At 43.7% G+C, this 16269-nt stretch carries 14 protein-coding genes and 1 pseudogene; 12 read left to right on the top strand and 3 right to left on the bottom strand.

What is annotated here, in order from left to right:
• Positions 1-14 precede the first annotated feature (14 nt).
• The 3 genes from AC1DPK_RS27625 to def all read left to right on the top strand — a co-directional run bounded on the left by AC1DPK_RS27625 (position 15) and on the right by def (position 1661).
• Complete coding sequence (locus AC1DPK_RS27625) at positions 15-671, top strand: GNAT family N-acetyltransferase (protein ID WP_477512276.1); 657 nt, start codon at positions 15-17, stop codon at positions 669-671.
• A gap of 225 nt (positions 672-896) precedes the next feature.
• Complete coding sequence (locus tag AC1DPK_RS27620) at positions 897-1139, top strand: helix-turn-helix domain-containing protein (protein WP_076270562.1); 243 nt, start codon at positions 897-899, stop codon at positions 1137-1139.
• Between the two features lie 3 nt (positions 1140-1142).
• Positions 1143-1661, top strand: a complete 519-nt coding sequence (gene def, locus AC1DPK_RS27615) for a peptide deformylase (protein ID WP_477512275.1) — start codon at positions 1143-1145, stop codon at positions 1659-1661.
• Between the two features lie 127 nt (positions 1662-1788).
• Here def and AC1DPK_RS27610 read toward each other — a convergent pair whose 3' ends face one another.
• Positions 1789-2268 (bottom strand): GAF domain-containing protein, encoded by a 480-nt coding sequence (locus AC1DPK_RS27610; RefSeq protein WP_339208422.1) that lies wholly within the window; start codon positions 2266-2268, stop codon positions 1789-1791.
• Between the two features lie 177 nt (positions 2269-2445).
• Here AC1DPK_RS27610 and AC1DPK_RS27605 point away from each other — a divergent pair, with 177 nt between their 5' ends.
• Positions 2446-2598: a hypothetical protein gene (locus tag AC1DPK_RS27605; RefSeq protein WP_339208423.1), complete on the top strand. Its 153-nt coding sequence runs from the start codon at positions 2446-2448 to the stop codon at positions 2596-2598.
• 497 nt (positions 2599-3095) lie between these two features.
• Positions 3096-3260 (top strand): annotated as a pseudogene (locus tag AC1DPK_RS27600) (transposase); the annotation flags it as partial.
• Positions 3261-3396: 136 nt separating this feature from the next.
• Here AC1DPK_RS27600 and AC1DPK_RS27595 read toward each other — a convergent pair.
• On the bottom strand, positions 3397-3972 hold the full coding sequence (locus AC1DPK_RS27595; protein WP_477512274.1) for an SGNH/GDSL hydrolase family protein: 576 nt from the start codon (positions 3970-3972) through the stop codon (positions 3397-3399).
• Positions 3973-4244: 272 nt separating this feature from the next.
• Between AC1DPK_RS27595 and AC1DPK_RS27590 the strand changes: the two genes are divergently transcribed.
• The 6 genes from AC1DPK_RS27590 to AC1DPK_RS27565 all read left to right on the top strand — a co-directional run bounded on the left by AC1DPK_RS27590 (position 4245) and on the right by AC1DPK_RS27565 (position 13453).
• Positions 4245-6041, top strand: a complete 1797-nt coding sequence (locus AC1DPK_RS27590; RefSeq protein ID WP_477512273.1) for a sensor histidine kinase — start codon at positions 4245-4247, stop codon at positions 6039-6041.
• Positions 6034-7656: a helix-turn-helix domain-containing protein gene (locus AC1DPK_RS27585; protein ID WP_477512272.1), complete on the top strand. Its 1623-nt coding sequence runs from the start codon at positions 6034-6036 to the stop codon at positions 7654-7656. Before AC1DPK_RS27590 ends, AC1DPK_RS27585 begins: the two co-directional genes overlap by 8 nt.
• 146 nt (positions 7657-7802) lie before the next feature.
• Positions 7803-9527 (top strand): extracellular solute-binding protein, encoded by a 1725-nt coding sequence (locus tag AC1DPK_RS27580; protein ID WP_477512271.1) that lies wholly within the window; start codon positions 7803-7805, stop codon positions 9525-9527.
• Between the two features lie 73 nt (positions 9528-9600).
• Positions 9601-10521, top strand: coding sequence for an ABC transporter permease (locus tag AC1DPK_RS27575; protein WP_139991467.1), 921 nt, complete (start codon positions 9601-9603; stop codon positions 10519-10521).
• A gap of 17 nt (positions 10522-10538) precedes the next feature.
• Positions 10539-11435, top strand: a complete 897-nt coding sequence (locus AC1DPK_RS27570; RefSeq protein ID WP_477512270.1) for a carbohydrate ABC transporter permease — start codon at positions 10539-10541, stop codon at positions 11433-11435.
• Between the two features lie 44 nt (positions 11436-11479).
• On the top strand, positions 11480-13453 hold the full coding sequence (locus AC1DPK_RS27565) for a glycosyl hydrolase family 28 protein (RefSeq protein WP_477512327.1): 1974 nt from the start codon (positions 11480-11482) through the stop codon (positions 13451-13453).
• Between the two features lie 65 nt (positions 13454-13518).
• Here AC1DPK_RS27565 and AC1DPK_RS27560 read toward each other — a convergent pair whose 3' ends face one another.
• Positions 13519-14409, bottom strand: a complete 891-nt coding sequence (locus AC1DPK_RS27560; RefSeq protein WP_477512269.1) for an AraC family transcriptional regulator — start codon at positions 14407-14409, stop codon at positions 13519-13521.
• Between the two features lie 222 nt (positions 14410-14631).
• Between AC1DPK_RS27560 and AC1DPK_RS27555 the strand changes: the two genes are divergently transcribed.
• Positions 14632-16233 carry an ADP-ribosylglycohydrolase family protein gene (locus AC1DPK_RS27555; protein WP_477512268.1) on the top strand — a complete coding sequence of 534 codons (1602 nt, stop codon included), beginning with the start codon at positions 14632-14634 and terminating at the stop codon, positions 16231-16233.
• Positions 16234-16269: the final 36 nt, after the last annotated feature.

The following is a 16269-nucleotide window of genomic DNA, read 5'->3' as shown; positions in this document are numbered from 1 at the left end:
AAGGTTGTGATTCCATGCTAACACCAGTCACCCTTCGAGGGAATCTAGTCCATCTCGAACCAATGACAATGGACCACGTCGATGATCTCTGCTCCGCAGCCTCGGAAGATCGGTCACTTTATACGTATACGAATGTGCCAAATGGGCGGGTGGATACCGAACGATACATAGAGAGTGCATTAATGTCCTACGAGAAAGGCCGTGCAGTGCCATTTGTGGTCCGTCATATTGAAACAGGGCGTATTGTAGGAACTACAAGATTTCTGGATTTAGAAGTTTTCTCATGGCCGCCTCCATGGCCTCCAGGGGTTGCGAGTGGACCATCGCCTTCGGATGAGAAACCGCCAACCGTGGCCGAAATCGGCAGCACTTGGTATGCAGCATCAGTAATTCGTTCAGGAGTTAATACACAATCTAAGCTTCTTCTGCTTACCCATGCGTTTGAAACGTGGAAGGCGACTAGAATTTCGCTCAAAACAGATGCTCGCAATTTACGTTCTCGTTCAGCGATATTACGGCTTGGTGCTGCTTTTGAAGGTATTCGAAGGGCACATGTCCCTGCAAGTGATGGGGGTATTAGAGATACAGCTTATTATTCGATACTTGCCGAGGAATGGCCAGGGGTGCGAGGCAATCTTCACGAACGTCTTCAAAGAGGCCCAAATCGTTAGGGACTTGTACCAATTATATTCAATTGAAAAGTGATTTTTTATAATATAACCTCTCTAGCGTGAAGATACACGGTGTAGAGGTTTTTTGTGTTTTTGTAGTCAATAGCGTTGAACAAAAAGAGTGAGCTCATTTGTTGAGAAAATTTGGATTTAATGATACTCTAAATTTAGGCAGTGCCTAATTATTTTAGTTGCTGCCTAATGTGGTGTCGAGGGGTGTTTAACTTGCTTGAATGGATGCTCAGAAAAATGATGGCTGATCGAGGAATATGGACGGGTGCAGCACTGGCTCGCCTGCTGGAGGATAAGGCTAACTATAACCTTTCTGCTCCTTCAATCAGTGCTCTAATTTCAGGGAAACCGAAACAAATGAAGGCTGAAACGTTAGATGCACTTTGTACTGCATTAGAATGTAAACCTAATGATCTATGGGTACATACCCCAACTTTGCAAGTAAAGGAGGCTTAGTTTGTGACTATAAAAGCAATTCTGCCTTTTGGTGATCCTGTTCTTCGAAAGAAAGCTAAGCCAATTGAAAGTATTACTCCGAAAATTTTAAAGCTTTTGGATGATTTGGCTGAAACACTCTACGATTCGAATGATGGGGCTGGTCTAGCTGCTCCTCAAATAGGCATTCTAAGAAGAGTGATTGTTATGGATTGTGGCGATGGGCTAATTGAACTGATTAACCCGGAGATCGTCTATCAAAGCGGTGAACAAGTTGGCTCTGAAGGGTGTTTATCTCTTCCTGGATATTATGGCATAGTTAAAAGGTCACAACATGTGAAAGTGAAAACGTTAACTAGATCAGGTGAAGAGCTCGTTATTGAAGCAGAGGGTTTTCTGGCGAGATGCATACAACATGAGGTGGACCACTTAAATGGTGCGCTTTATATAGATCTTATCCAAGAGAATTCTTTTTTTGTAGAGGGGACGAATGAACGGGCAGATCTTATCGAGGCATGCAAGTTATCCTATACGAATTTGTAATAGAGGATTGTTAAAATTCAAAGTTATTTCAACCTAAAACGAGCCACTAGAAGCGATTCTAGGGCTCGTTATTTTTTTGGATATGACCTTCAAGTTGCGGGTTATCGTTAAGACAGGCTATTTGGTATTACAAGTGCTGAATCAGTTGCTTAACGAGCTTCTCCAAGTAAAGCTGGTCAACCTCGTCAAAACGATTAAGCTCAGGGCTATCTATGTCGAGAACGCCGAACAACTCGTCGTTTATAATAATTGGAATAACGATTTCGGATTGGGATGCGGCATCACATGCGATATGTCCCGGAAACTCATGCACATTTCCAACTCTGACAGTCACTCTTTGGCTGGCAGCTTTCCCGCAAACGCCCCGATGTAGAGGAATGCGGACGCAAGCGGGTAATCCTTGAAAAGGTCCTAGGACTAGTTCTTCGCCCCGATACACGTAAAATCCAACCCAATTAATACGATCTAAAAATTGATTAAGCAATGCCGATGCATTGGAAAGGTTGGCAATTACATCAGATTCACCCTCCAGCAAAGCTTGAAGCTGCCGGATGGCCAAATCGTATTTTTGCTCCTTTGATCCTTCGTATTGTTCTGGATGAAACATCGTTCGACTCCTTTATTGTAAATGGGATTAGTTTATCATTTTTTGTTGTACATCACATTTTAGCATACTCCCTAATAAGATTTAAACATTTCGAAATAACAGGCAAATGAAGCAGTGGAAATCAAATGGATTAATTTTCAATGGGAGAACGCATACTAACAAAAAGGAGTGATTTTTATGGAAAATAATAAAGACAATCCGAAAAAAGACTACAAGCCAGACATTACGAATTACGATTATGTTTGGGGCAGTGACCAAGATGAATATGTGAAAAACGACCAACCAGCTGACGAAGCAACAAAGCAAGAAATTGAACTTTCGGAAAAATGATTTAATGGCACGTATATTTAAATCATAAAAGAGGCTGTCCCTAAAGCAATTTTCGAATCATTCAGCCCCACTTATCATGTAATATTTTGGAAAAAAAGAACCTTCAGATTCACTTTCATAGTGGTTTTGAAGGTTCTTTTGCACATACTATGGGATTCACTCACTCAGGTTTACCCTGTTGGGATATCCCCTTTTCTAATTCGGCAAATATGCACTTCTACATTGTTCTTAATTATTTTCTATCCTGCATATTCGCAGGATAGCGGCATCTTTCTCACACTTACGTGTAGCTATACTGTATTCCCTACAATATAAGCGCTTTTAAAGTGCTAAAATGGCAGATCATATAGCAAGTTATTGCATAAATACAACATAAATCTCCAACACAGCTAAACATGGCCGAAGTTCCTGCTATTGTGCAGGATAGCTGGACGTTGATCGCTGAGAATAGTGTTGGAGACTTCTCAAAATAGCATCAAAACAAAGAAAAAGTGTAAGGATATGCGTTGTCGGTAAGACGAATGATTGAACCCGAAAGTATATTCGGGCAAATCAAGAATAACAGGGAATTTAGGCATTTTCTGCTTCGCGGCTTGCCAAAGGTAAGTCTAGAGGTCGGGTGGCTTTCGCTTGCCCACAATCTGATGAAGCAAGCAAAATAGAGCAGAACAGAAAAATAGACGTACAGGAATAGCGAATAGCTCTCCTGACGGCTATTTTTCATATTTCCTAATATTTCCGTTCAACGTGAGCTATCCCTTCAGCGAGCTAAACGCTGTTGGGACAGCCTCTTTTTTGCTATTTGCAACGATTAAAGATGATTTCGCCAATTTTTCGGTATCCTATGGAGTTGGGGTGAATCAAATCCTTAGACCAAAAGGTATTGTCTTCAGCTATTGGATGATTCCAGAAATCGATAGGCATTAATTTGAACACGCTGCTAAGTGAACGAACGACTTCATTTGCTTGCAGCAGCTGTTCTTTTATTACTCGTTTTTTTTCATCAGGCAAAGGCAATCTAGCTGTAAAGTCGGGAAGATTTCCGATTATAACAGCAACACCTGACTTGCTTAACCCATCTATCATGAGCTCCATTTCCGACTTATACTCATTGAAGTTCCAGCGGCCTTTTAAAATATCATTTGCGCCTGCGATTAGGCTGACTAAATCAGGCTCTAGTGCTAGAGCCTCTTCCAGCTGCTTTAAGCGAATCTCTTTGGTTATCAATCCACGTTTAGCCAAATTGGTGTATTTTAATGCGGGCTCATGCAGCTCGGCGAAGTGATGGACCCAGCTCTTTAATGGGGTCTCCTCAACTTCATCACCAATACCTTCCGTAAAGCTATCACCCATAGCTACAAAGTGTTTCCACATATCGGGCACCTCTTTCTATTTTATGTATACCTATAGTATAAGACATCGATGTAATGGAGTCGAAGACTAGATGAATCAAGCTATTGATTTATCTAGTCTTTTTTCTGTCCAAATGTTAAAAACGTCAATGTTGAAAGCACATGAAATCGCTTAACATTAAACTAGTGTTTGTATTGCATTTGAGCACAATCTTCTAAATAATGAAAAAGTGTATACGGTGAAGCTGCATCATCTGCAAGTGGAAACAAAAAACGAGTCTAAGCTGCTGCTTCATGGCAATCTTAGCAAAAATGGAGGCGGTACTTATCCGTACAGGGTTTAGCAGAATAAAGAGCTCACTGTTGCTTCGCTTCGCGTTATTGCTGGCATTGTTGCTGATTCCGATTATCTTGATTGGGAACAACTTTTATTCTGGAGGCAGGGAGCTGCTGCGAAGGGAAATATCCAACTCGATGGAGTCGAGGGTTGATGCGAATATACGTGCGATGGAGAAGGAAGTCGAACGGATTCAACTGCTRCAGTTTGAATTAATTAACGACGAATCGCTGAACAAGCTGGCGGTTATTCCAGACTACATGAATCAATATGACAAAAGCCAAGCTATATTAATGGTACAGGACAGGCTGTTTGCACTAAAAAACAGCAGCGTATATATATCGGATGTGTCCGTACATATTCCCTCCCTTAACCGTACGATTTCCGCTATGCAGGGAACGGGCGCGATGATGCATGAGCAATTTAATGCTACTAGTGAGCTGGCTAGAAAAAGTCCGGGAAAAGCGATCTATTTCCTCAATCATATTCCGTATATTGTACTTGTTCACGAGGTGCGTGGTTTGTACGAAGCGGAAAATGCGATGTATTCCATTATTGTGGAGCTCTCACCGAATGAGCTAAGCAAATCACTTTCCTCTTTAGAGAGCAGCGAGAATAGCGGCTCCGTTCTAAGCGATCCGAACGGAGATTTTATTATTCGCACTCATCATTATGAGAATCCCTACTTGGATCAGTACATCGATCAATATAAATCGGGTGCACCTAATGAATACGAGAATATTAGGAGTGTCGGCGAGGGAGATGATAGAGTGCTCGTATCCTCTCGGTTCTCTGAGCTTCTCGGGTTCTCACTCATTCATTTTGTTCCTGAGAAACATTTGTTCAATAATTTACATCGTTACCAGCAGCTGTTCTGGGTGTTAATTGCCGAATTCCTCTTCTTTATTATTGTTTTGTGTCTTTCCTTGTACCGTATGATCCATCGGCCGTTGCTTGCGCTTCTGCGCGCATTTAGGAAGATGGAGAAAGGCGAATTGGACGTAACGATTACCGAGAACAGCCGCAGCGAGTTCGGATATTTGCTCCAGGGCTTTAATAAAATGTCCCGTTATATGAGGGATTTGATTGAACAAGTATATACGCACAAAATATTAGTTCAACGAGCTGAGCTGAAGCATCTACAATCACAAATTAACCCGCATTTTCTATATAACAGCTATTTCACGCTGTATAACATGATTGCGGTAGAAGATCATGACAGTGCTAAGCAGTTCGCTTCACAGATGGGCAGCTATTTACAGTACATTACCCGCAATTCCTCAGATGAAGTACCGCTTTTCGAGGAGGCCAAGCATGCCACAATTTATGCTGAAATTCAGGGTAGGCGCTTTCGTCTGCGGATGAAGGCCAAGTGCGGCGAAGTTCCAACTGCTTACCTTGAGGTTAAGGTACCGCGCCTTATTCTTCAGCCCTTAATCGAAAACGCTTTCGAGCATGTATTTGATCATATAGAGGAAGGCGGACTTCTGTCTATCACTTTCGAAGAAGCAGAGGATTGTTTGTTCATTCGTGTGGAAGACAATGGCCTATTATTGGATCAGGAACGGCTGGAGACGCTAGAGAAGCTGCTGAGAACGGATGAAAGTACGATTGAAACGACCGGCCTTCTAAACATACACCGAAGATTGCGGATGAAATACGGGGAGCGAGGCGGACTTGTTGTGGAGCGCAGCCGCCTTGGAGGATTGGAAGTTCGTTTGACCATATGGAAGGAGGACAAGGAGTATGCTTAGATTGTTAATTGTTGATGACGAGCCCGATATTGCAGACGGCCTCTATACGCTGCTGCAGGAACGTTTTCCGATCGAGTTCGAATTATATAAGGCTTATTCTGGAAAGAGCGCTCTCGAATGGTTAAGGAGGGGAAGATTTGACATCGTAATGACCGATATTCGGATGCCTGTTCTAAGCGGTCTGGAGCTTCACAAGCATATTCGCAGGTTATGGCCTAGATGCAAATTTGTTTTTTTGACAGGGCATAGCGAATTTGATTATGTATACGAGGCTATCCATTATGACAATACCAGCTATCTTCTTAAGACGGAGGGCCATGAGAAAATTTTGGATACGATTGGCAAGCTGGCAGAGGATATCGCTGGAGAACAGCAGATTGAAGGTCTTATGGGCAAAGCGATGCAGCAGATGGAGCAAACGCTGCCGCTGCTTCAAAACGAGCTGTTAAGCGAACTGCTCTATGATGAATCATTTGATAGGCGCAGCAGATCCAATCAATTCGAGGAGCTCGGTATTCCGCTCGATCCGAAGCGTCCAGTTCTCCTTATGATGGCTAAACTGATCGGATTGGATTCTGGATCGCGGCAGTCTGGAAAAGCGCGGCTGCACGCAGGGATGAAGGTAATCGAGGAGCAGTATGGTTATTCCCACCTGCATATGAAGTATATATTTGTGGACAAGGAAACAATGGTCTGGTTCATACAACCGGCAGCCAGTCATCTAAGCGAACCGATTGAACTTGAACAATCTGCTTTGTGGAGCGACACTCGACTAGCGGTTAGGGAATATGCGGAGAATGCAGAGGCTGTCTTTCAGCTCTCTTTCCATATTTCACTATTTTTTCTGCTGGACAGGTCTCCTTGCGAGTGGGATGACATTGCCGACCGATGGGCGATGCTGGAGCATGAGTATCATCGTCAATCCGGTGATCGAAACGGTGTTGTTCAAGTTGAATTCGACGAGTCCGAGCTTTACCTTGCGAAGATGCTGCGCAAAACGGATTTGTTTGGCGAATATTTAGCAAACGGCCAAGCCGAAGCATTCGATTCGGCCTGGGCTCGCTTCAAAGCTGAGCCTATGCGAATGGAATCGGTTTACTCTGCGCTATCGCTTGTTTTCCTGCGCCATATTCATCGTTTTAATTTGCAGGAGCGCCTATCGGTACGCATTGATTTGTCGGTATTAATGCAGCCGGCAGCTGATCAAGTGAATCTGGCATCATATATGGATTATTATTATCGACTTGCAATGACGATTTTTGAGATGCAGCAGCAGGACCAGGCTGAACGCCGCGACCGAACCATTGATCTTGTGAAGAGCTATATTCACGATCACCTAGGAGAGGATCTCTCTTTGGTGCGTTTATCTGAGATTGTACAATGGAATCCGTCTTATTTATCCAGAGCTTTCAAAAAGGTGACAGGTACGAACGTGCTCACTTATATCCATGAGGCTAAGCTGAAAGAAGCGATGCGGATGCTGCTTCAACCAGATCTGAAAATTCATGAAATAAGTGCCGCGCTTGGCTTTATTTCACCGCCCCATTTTACACGATTCTTCAAGAAAGCAAGTGGTTATACCCCACAGGATTACCGATCGCTGGAAGAACGATGATGGATGGGCTTGCTCGGCAAATTTTTGCACAAAGGTAAAAAATAGATAAGCAGAAGTAAAGAAATGGCCTGTTACGGAAGTCGATGTAACGGGCTTATACTTTATTTATGCAAGTGATAGCGTTTACAACAAAAGGGGGATTAAACATGCAACACAAAAGCTTGAAGCGATATTTAATTCTCGCTACAGCAGTCATGCTTCTCTTAACATCAGCATGCAGCACTACGAATAACGGTGCGAGTGGAAACAAGGGCAAGCAAGAAAACACTGCAAACACAGGCGACAGCAAGGGCGCAGCGAATTCGACAGACAAACCAGCCGATGGTGTTCCGCTGGGCAAATATGAGCCTGCAATTGAGGTGACAACCGTAAGATCGCTGCCGCCGTCGATCAAGTTCGAGAAGGGCGACAGCATAGACAACAATATTTGGTATCGCTCTTATGAAGAGGAGCTGGGTATTAAGCTGATCAATAAGTGGAGCGTTCCACAGACACAGTGGCAGCAAAAAATGAATGTGACCATCGCRTCTGGCGATATTCCTGATATTTTGACGGTGTCAGCTAATGAGCTGAAGCGCCTTGTCGATGCCGATATGGTCGAGGACATGACGGAAGTATTTGAGAAATACGCTTCGGAGAAAACGAAGCAAGTCATAAGTAATGATGGAGGCAACGGAATGAAGGCCTCCACCTTCGAAGGCAAATTGCTTGCGCTGCCTGGTGTTACCTTCACAGGTACCGGTGCGCAGATGTTATGGATTAGACAAGATTGGCTGAAGAAGCTTAATTTGCCTGAGCCCAAATCGATGGAGGACGTATATCGCATTGCCGAGGCGTTTGCGAATCAAGATCCTGATGGCAACAACCAGAAGGACACGCTAGGGCTGGGCGGAATCCATAAGGATCTGAACTCCTTAATGGGCTTCTTCGAAAGCTTCCATGCTTATCCGGGACGGTGGGTCAAAGATGACTCAGGGCAGCTTATCTACGGTGACATTCAACCTGGCCTTAAGCCAGCGCTGCAGAAGCTGCAGGATCTGTTCAAAGCAGGTCTGATCGATCCAGAATTTGCGGTCAAGGATCAGTCTAAAGCATACGAATTAATTGCTGGTAACAAAACGGGCATGTTCTACTCAGGCGAGGGTGCCGTGTGGTGGCCTTTGACGGATCATTATAAGAAGGAAAAGTCGGATTGGAAGCCGTATCCACTCATTTCCTTTGACGACCAGCCAGCAAGTACCTCAGGCGGCATTCCGGTTGGGAATTATTATGTCGTTCGCAAAGGGTTCGAGCATCCGGAAGCGCTCGTGAAGCTGCTTAATTTTGCAGTAGAGAAGCAATATGGTCCGGAAGGACGTCTGGACGCCTATTGGTACGGGGGAGAAAACAAGGAAATTAATGTTGCGGCATTTGCAGCTGTTATCATAAGTGATCCACTGGAGCTGATAAATATTCACCGAGGTGTTCAGGAATCGGTTGATGCAGGGAAGTATGTAGATAATCCGATTGCCGATGTAAAGCATCATTATGACCTCTACCAGTTGTGGTTATCGGGGAAATTTATAGACAGCAACGAGGAAGGGCAGGCCTGGTCTTCCTATAAATGGGCTGGACCAGGAGGCGGTATGAATGTAGTCAGCGACTACGTGAAGGATAAGAAGTATCTGGTTGATGAATATTCGGGACCAAGCACGCCAACGATGACAGCCAAGAAAAGCACACTGGATAAGATGAAGCTGGAAGTGTTCACGAAAATTATTATGGGGCAATCGGATGTAAGCGAGTTCGATAAGTTTGTAGCGGATTGGAAGAAATTTGGCGGAGATGCAATTACGGCTGAAGTAAACGAATGGTATAAGGCTAAACAATAACCTGAGAAGGGAGAGGAAGCAGCTCGAATGGCTTGCTTCCTTTCTTACTCTATCAGCTTAGAAAGGAATGATCATGTTGCAAGCGGCGACCGTCAAAAGAAGACGATCTTGGAAGAAGCATCTACCTCTGCATCTTATGCTGGTGCCCGGAATTCTATTGTTAATCATGTTTCATTATATCCCTATGGCAGGAATCGTCATTGCCTTCCAGAATTTCATTCCTGCTAAAGGCTTCTTCGATTCCAAATGGGTGGGTTGGAACAATTTCGAGTTTATGCTCCAAATGCCTGGGATTGGCCAAGTATTATGGAACACCATTTTTATTGCTTTTCTGAAAATCATCTTCGGTCAAATTGCCCCTATTGTGACGGCATTGCTGCTTAATGAAGTGCGGAAATCATCGATCAAGAGATCGGTGCAGACTCTTATTTATTTGCCGCATTTCCTATCGTGGGTCATTCTTGGCGGCATTCTGATTGATATTCTCTCACCATCACAGGGACTACTGAATGAAGTGATTAGCTGGTTTGGAATGGAACCGCTATTTTTTCTTGGCAATGATAAGCTGTTTCCTTATGTGCTCGTTGTCACGGATGTGTGGAAGGAATTCGGGTTTGGCACGATTGTTTATCTCGCTGCGCTTACAAGCATTAATCCTACATTATACGAAGCCGCCATTATGGATGGGGCAGGCAGATGGAAACAAACGATTCATGTGACATTGCCAGGCATGCTTCCCATCATAGTGCTGCTGGCGACACTCGGGCTTGGGGGCGTGCTGAATGCTGGCTTCGATCAAGTATTCAATTTGTATAACCCGCTTGTCTATCGTACGGGAGATATTCTGGACACTTTTGTGTATCGACTAGGTCTTATAGATGCTCAATATGCGGTTGCGACAGCTGTCGGCTTGTTCAAATCGGTGGTATCTTTGATTTTTGTAGGAGCATCGTACTGGCTTGCTTATCGTATTGCTGGTTACCGTATTTTTTAAGGAAAGGAGAGACCGTTATGGACTTCAATGATTCACTGGGAAGAAAAGTTTTTCTTATCTGCAATAATGTTTTCCTTATTACGTTAGCTGTTGTTTGTTTGCTTCCTCTCATTAATATATTGGCTCTGTCGTTTAGCTCAAGCTCGGCGGCGACGGCTGGGGCGGTCAAGCTGTGGCCAGTTGATTTTACGCTGAGCTCCTACAAGTACGCTCTGTCCAAACCGGAATTTTTACAGTCGCTTTTTGTTTCTATTGTACGGGTTGTTCTGGGTACGATCATCAGTTTGTTGGTGGTTGTTATTTCCGCGTATCCGTTGTCGAAGGAACGGACGGAGTTTCCAATGCGAACCTTCTATGTGTGGTTCTTCTTTGTAACCATTTTGTTTAGCGGGGGATTAATCCCAACCTACATGGTCATTCGAAATTACCATATGCTTGATACGATCTGGGCACTTGTACTTCCAGGCGCTGTGGCGGTGTTCAACATCGTGCTGCTGCTGAATTTCTTTCGCGGTACACCGAAAGAAATTCAAGAGGCTGCACTTGTTGACGGATGTACCCATTGGCAGCTGCTTTGGAAAATGATGGTTCCGATATCGATTCCTGCACTTGCGACAATTCTGTTGTTTACATGCGTAGGACAGTGGAATTCTTGGTTCGATGGACTGATCTATATGAACTCGCCTATGAATTATCCGTTGCAGACGTATCTGCAGACACTTGTTGTAAGTACGGAATTATTTACGGCAGGGGGAAACCTGACAGCGGAAGATATGAAGGCGCTTGCTGAGGTATCAGACCGTACGACCAAAGCCTCGCAAATTTTTCTTGCAGCACTGCCTGTGCTTGTTCTCTATCCTTTTTTGCAAAAGTATTTCATGAAAGGCATCGTACTTGGCAGCGTGAAAGGTTAGATTTAAGAATTATCATGACTTCATATCGGGAGGAATGGTTTGTGATGAAGATGAAGCTGTTGCTTGTGCTCTTTTTGATAGCAACTTTTTTGAATGTTGGGGAGGCGCATGCTGTGAATCAGGAAAATAAGCAGAGCACTTCAAAAATCGTTACTTGGGATACGCCTGCTTGGCAGCAAAAAAACAATAGTTTTTCGGTTTGGATAAGAGAGAGCGGCCAGAAGACGTGGAAAGAGCTTTATGTTTATAACGTAAAAAACGGCGAGCAGAAGGAGCAAGATGTGCCAACGGATGCAGCCATGGTTAACGTAGACTTTTCAGGTACAGCAGAGTTTAAGGTAACGTATAACAAGGAAAAAATCAAAAATTATGAAATACGCCCTTCGGCTTATGGAATTAATGCTAAAAAAACAGAAGGGAAAACATTAACCTTTTCGCTCACGCAAAATAGCATAGCTCCATTAAAGCCCACCATTATGGTGAATGGCAGCTGGAGTGAGGGCAATTTGCATATCCTTTCAAACATGCCTGAGAACGATGCACCTTCACAGAATGCCGCAAACGTTTATGTTATAAATCCTGGCGACCCGATCCCGCTTTATTTGCCAACGGGAAAAGATACGTATTATTTTAAGCCGGGCGAGCACGAGCTGCCAAAAGGGATGTGGGTTGAGCTTGATCTCGAGGAAACTGTTCAACTGGAAAAATTTGATTTGGTACAGCAGCTAACCGACTCCCAGTGGTTTGCAAAAGGGCCCCAACGATTCGTGATTGAGGCCAAGGAGAGAAAAGACGACCCGTATGTAAAAGTCTACGATGGGTATGAGAATAATAAGGAAGGAACAGTCACCGATTTATTGAGTAATGTGAACGCGAGATATGTAAAGCTTGTCCTACTAGGTAATACCGGATCAAGTCATTATGTAATGACATCATTGGCAAGCGAATTTAAGCTTTATAAAAAGGGAGACGATTCTACAAATATTGCAAAGGGCAAAGCGGTAAATGGGGCATTCCCCAGTTACTCCAAAATGACTGACGGCAATGATTCTACTCATTATATGTCGTCTACCGGTTATGGCAATTGGCATGCAGGAGAAGCGTTTTATATCAGTCAGAGCGATACGACTGTTTATTTGGCACCAGGCTCGCTTGTCAAAGGGTCAATTTCTGCAGATGATTTGAGCAACATTACAATTAAAGGCCGAGGTATCATGTACGGTGGTGATCTTTTGCGGCCTAGAAATTACGCTGAGGGACGAAGCGGGGCGATATGGATTACGAGAAGCACTAATTCAAAGGTAGAAGGCATTACACTGATCGATTATCCGATGTGGTCAGTCGTTATGAACTTTACGGATCAAACGTCGATCAAAAACATAAATTTTTTCGGTTCGATGGTTAATGCTGATGGCATTCACCTCTCAGGCAGCAAAAATGCGCAGGTTTCAGGCGTATTCATAAGAACGACGGACGATAATTTTGTCATTTATCATTATGGAGAGAGTTCGAATATATCGGTGAAGGATTCGATTTTTTGGGCAGATAATGCCCGTCCGATATTGCTTGGGCTTGGCGATACGCCAAATGCGACGATCGATAAGGTTAACTTTGAGAATATCTATATTTTGAATCAACGAGGCGTATGGGATCTGAATAAATATAATGGTGCGATTCAAATTTGGGCAACAGGAGGGAACAAGATAAGCAATATTGCCTTTAAAAATATTCATATCGATGAGTTCGAAGCTCCGGGGGACTCTATGCTTTTTCAAATCAAGACAGATGAGATGGCTGCTGGAATTGCGCCTGGTTCTGTGAGCAACGTCTCCTTTAACAACATTATCTACCGCGGCAAGCTTCCACGAAAATCTCTTATTAGTGGCGTTGACGACAGCCATAATGTGAGCGGGATCGTATTTAACCGTTTTAAAATAAACAATACATTATTGTCTTCTACTAACATGAAACAGTTTATCGAATTTAAGGGGAAGTATTCGGATATAAAATTTAAATAGCATCAAAAAAACGGAAAATAAGCTGCTGACCTGCCTGTTATGGGCAGGTTTTTTTGTGTTTGCTATCAGGAAGGATGCATGCGTTCACGGAAAGCGGTAGGGCTAATTTTCTCATATTGTTTAAATAGTTTACTGAAATAAAAGGTGTCCGAGATTCCGACATCTTGAGAAATTTCTTGTACGGTTCGATTCGTGCTTTTCAATAGAAATTTGGCTTTTTGAATTTTTAACATGTTCGTATATTTGATGATGTTTGTACCTGAATATTTCTTAAAGATTTGACACAAATATTCATACGTACGATCCATGCTGCGTTCTATTTCTTCTTTTGACAGGTTGTCGGTGTATGCTTCATCTAATAGACGAACCAATTTGCGATAAACAACAAATGATTCGGGAATGTAACGCTGATTTTTGGATTCGACTAAAATGGATAAAGCAATGGATTCCAAAATTTGCGCAAATTGCAGCGTGGAGCGAAAGCGAAAATATACTTCTGGCTTAGAGAAGGTCTCCAGCAGCTTTTCGAATTGGGAAAGAAGCTCGTAGGGACGAGGGAATTGAAAATGCCGCGGAAGAATTAATTCATCGACATGCTCATATTCAAAGGTACGTAAATCCTGATGCTCCAGCAGCGAATAATCGATGCCAGATGCCAAGTCTCCGACTTCCTTCAGAGAAGGCGTGCAGGAAAATTGAACCCAGAAGAAATTCGCTTTGGGGTTCGTTTTTTTCCAGCTGTAATGCCGCTCCCATGGTTTTAAAATGAAGATGTCTCCGGAGTTCAGCTCGAGCTGTTCGGATTCCACTTGCAGGTAAATGGGCCCTTCGGCAACGACCATCAGTTCAAAAAAAGGATTGGAATGCTCCATCATATAGAGGTTATCATTGCCCTGTTGTATGCCAGCCCATCTCACATCAAGGCTCGCGAGCCTTGACATTGTAAAAAAAGACATGAAATCCCTCCCATACCTATTAAATAGGATCAATTAATTATAGGAGATTATGGTATCTCTGACAACACTATGAGCATACGGATATGAACCGATAGAATCGATGAAATGGAACGGTTTTTTTTAACATTATTTATTTTTAAACCTTAACAATGTCGATGTTTCTCGTACTGTTTCGTTGATAAACTCATTGATGTAACCACTATGAGAATAAGAGGTGCAAAGATGAAAATTTCATTAGACCAGTATAAGAACAAAGTGCGCGGATGTTGGATCGGGAAAAATGTCGGGGGGACGCTCGGAGCGCCTTTTGAATGCAAACGCGGGGTGCTGGATGTCACTTATTACACCCATGATCTGACGCAAGGAGTTCTTCCTAACGATGATTTGGATTTGCAATTGGTGTGGTTGAATGCAGCAGAGAAACACGGGAAAATGATTAATTCACGAATATTGGGCGAATATTGGCTGTCTTACATCGTTCCTAACTGGGCCGAATACGGTGCAGGGAAAAACAATATGCGGATGGGGATCGTGCCGCCGTTATCCGGTTATGTAAACAATAAATTCCGTGACAGCAATGGGGCGTTTATTCGCTCGGAGATATGGGCATGTCTCGCACCCGGCCATCCGGATATCGCTGTGAAATATGCTTTTGAGGATGCAGTTGTCGATCACAGTCACGAGGGTGTGTATGCGGAAGTGTTCTTCGCAGCCATCCAAAGCGCCGCTTTCGTAGAGAGCGATACGTATAAGCTAATCGACATCGGACTTTCATACCTTCCAGATGATTGCGGATCTGCAAAAGCGGTTCGGACGGTTATAGAATGTTATCGTTCGGGTATGAGCTGGCAGGAAGCTCGAATTCGTGTGCTGACAGAACTTCCTGGCAGCTTCGGTATTATCGGGATGACTCCGGAACTGTTGACGGATGAAGTCCCTGTCGGGGATATGGGCTGGGATGCGCCAAGCAACGTTGGAATTACAATCATCGGCTGGCTTTATGGAGAAGGCGACTTTGGCAAAAGTATTTGTATCGCGAATAATTGCGGTGAAGATACCGATTGTACAGCGGCAACACTTGGCGCCATTATGGGGATTATTGGCGAGCCTGAGCGTGTGCCGTCGGAATGGCTGGAGCCTATTGGGGACGAGATCAAAACCTTATGCATCAATCTGGGAGATCAAGGCTTAAAGATCCCGAAGACGGTGACGGAACTTACGGATCGCATATTAAAGCTGACACCGATTTTTCTTGGAAGCGAGTATTGTGACTATGTAAATGCGGAACGCGGATATACAATCGAGACTAAAGAGGATAAGGATTTATATAATTATCCGAAAAGAGTAAACTGCTGGGTTTATCGTGAAACCTCCGATTTGTTCAAGCAAAGCCCATTTATGGTCCAATACGACTTTCAAATCTTTTCGGTCTATTTGGATTATCAGAATGAACCCTTTGTATCGGAGGCTCAGCCGAAACGGTTCCGCCTTGTCTTGGACAACCAGCTGTTTATACAGCAGTGGTTAAGCGTCAAATGGYATTTGCCGGAGGGTTGGACCGTGTCTCCAGGACCGAATATTAGCGTACCGCTGGAGCAGTATCATTGCAATGTCGGCTATAACGAGCTTTTCTTCGAGTTGACGCCCAATGCATTAAAGGAGCCGCGGTATGATCTGATCGTCGAGATTACTTCAGCTGGACGGCCTACGAAGGGTCTAATTCCTATCGTTTTATTGAATGTGCCTCAAGCTGCCGGAGAAGAAACGGGATCTATTGCGGATTCAAAGGCTCCAGCAGCCCATATGATTCGATCAATTATTTAAACTAGCTGCTAAAACATAACCATAACAGCTTGGAGG

Source organism: Paenibacillus sp. 01T424 (genome assembly GCF_056398745.1).
The sequence above is the reverse complement of the archived record's forward strand: the minus strand, read 5'-3'. Positions and strand labels throughout refer to the sequence as shown.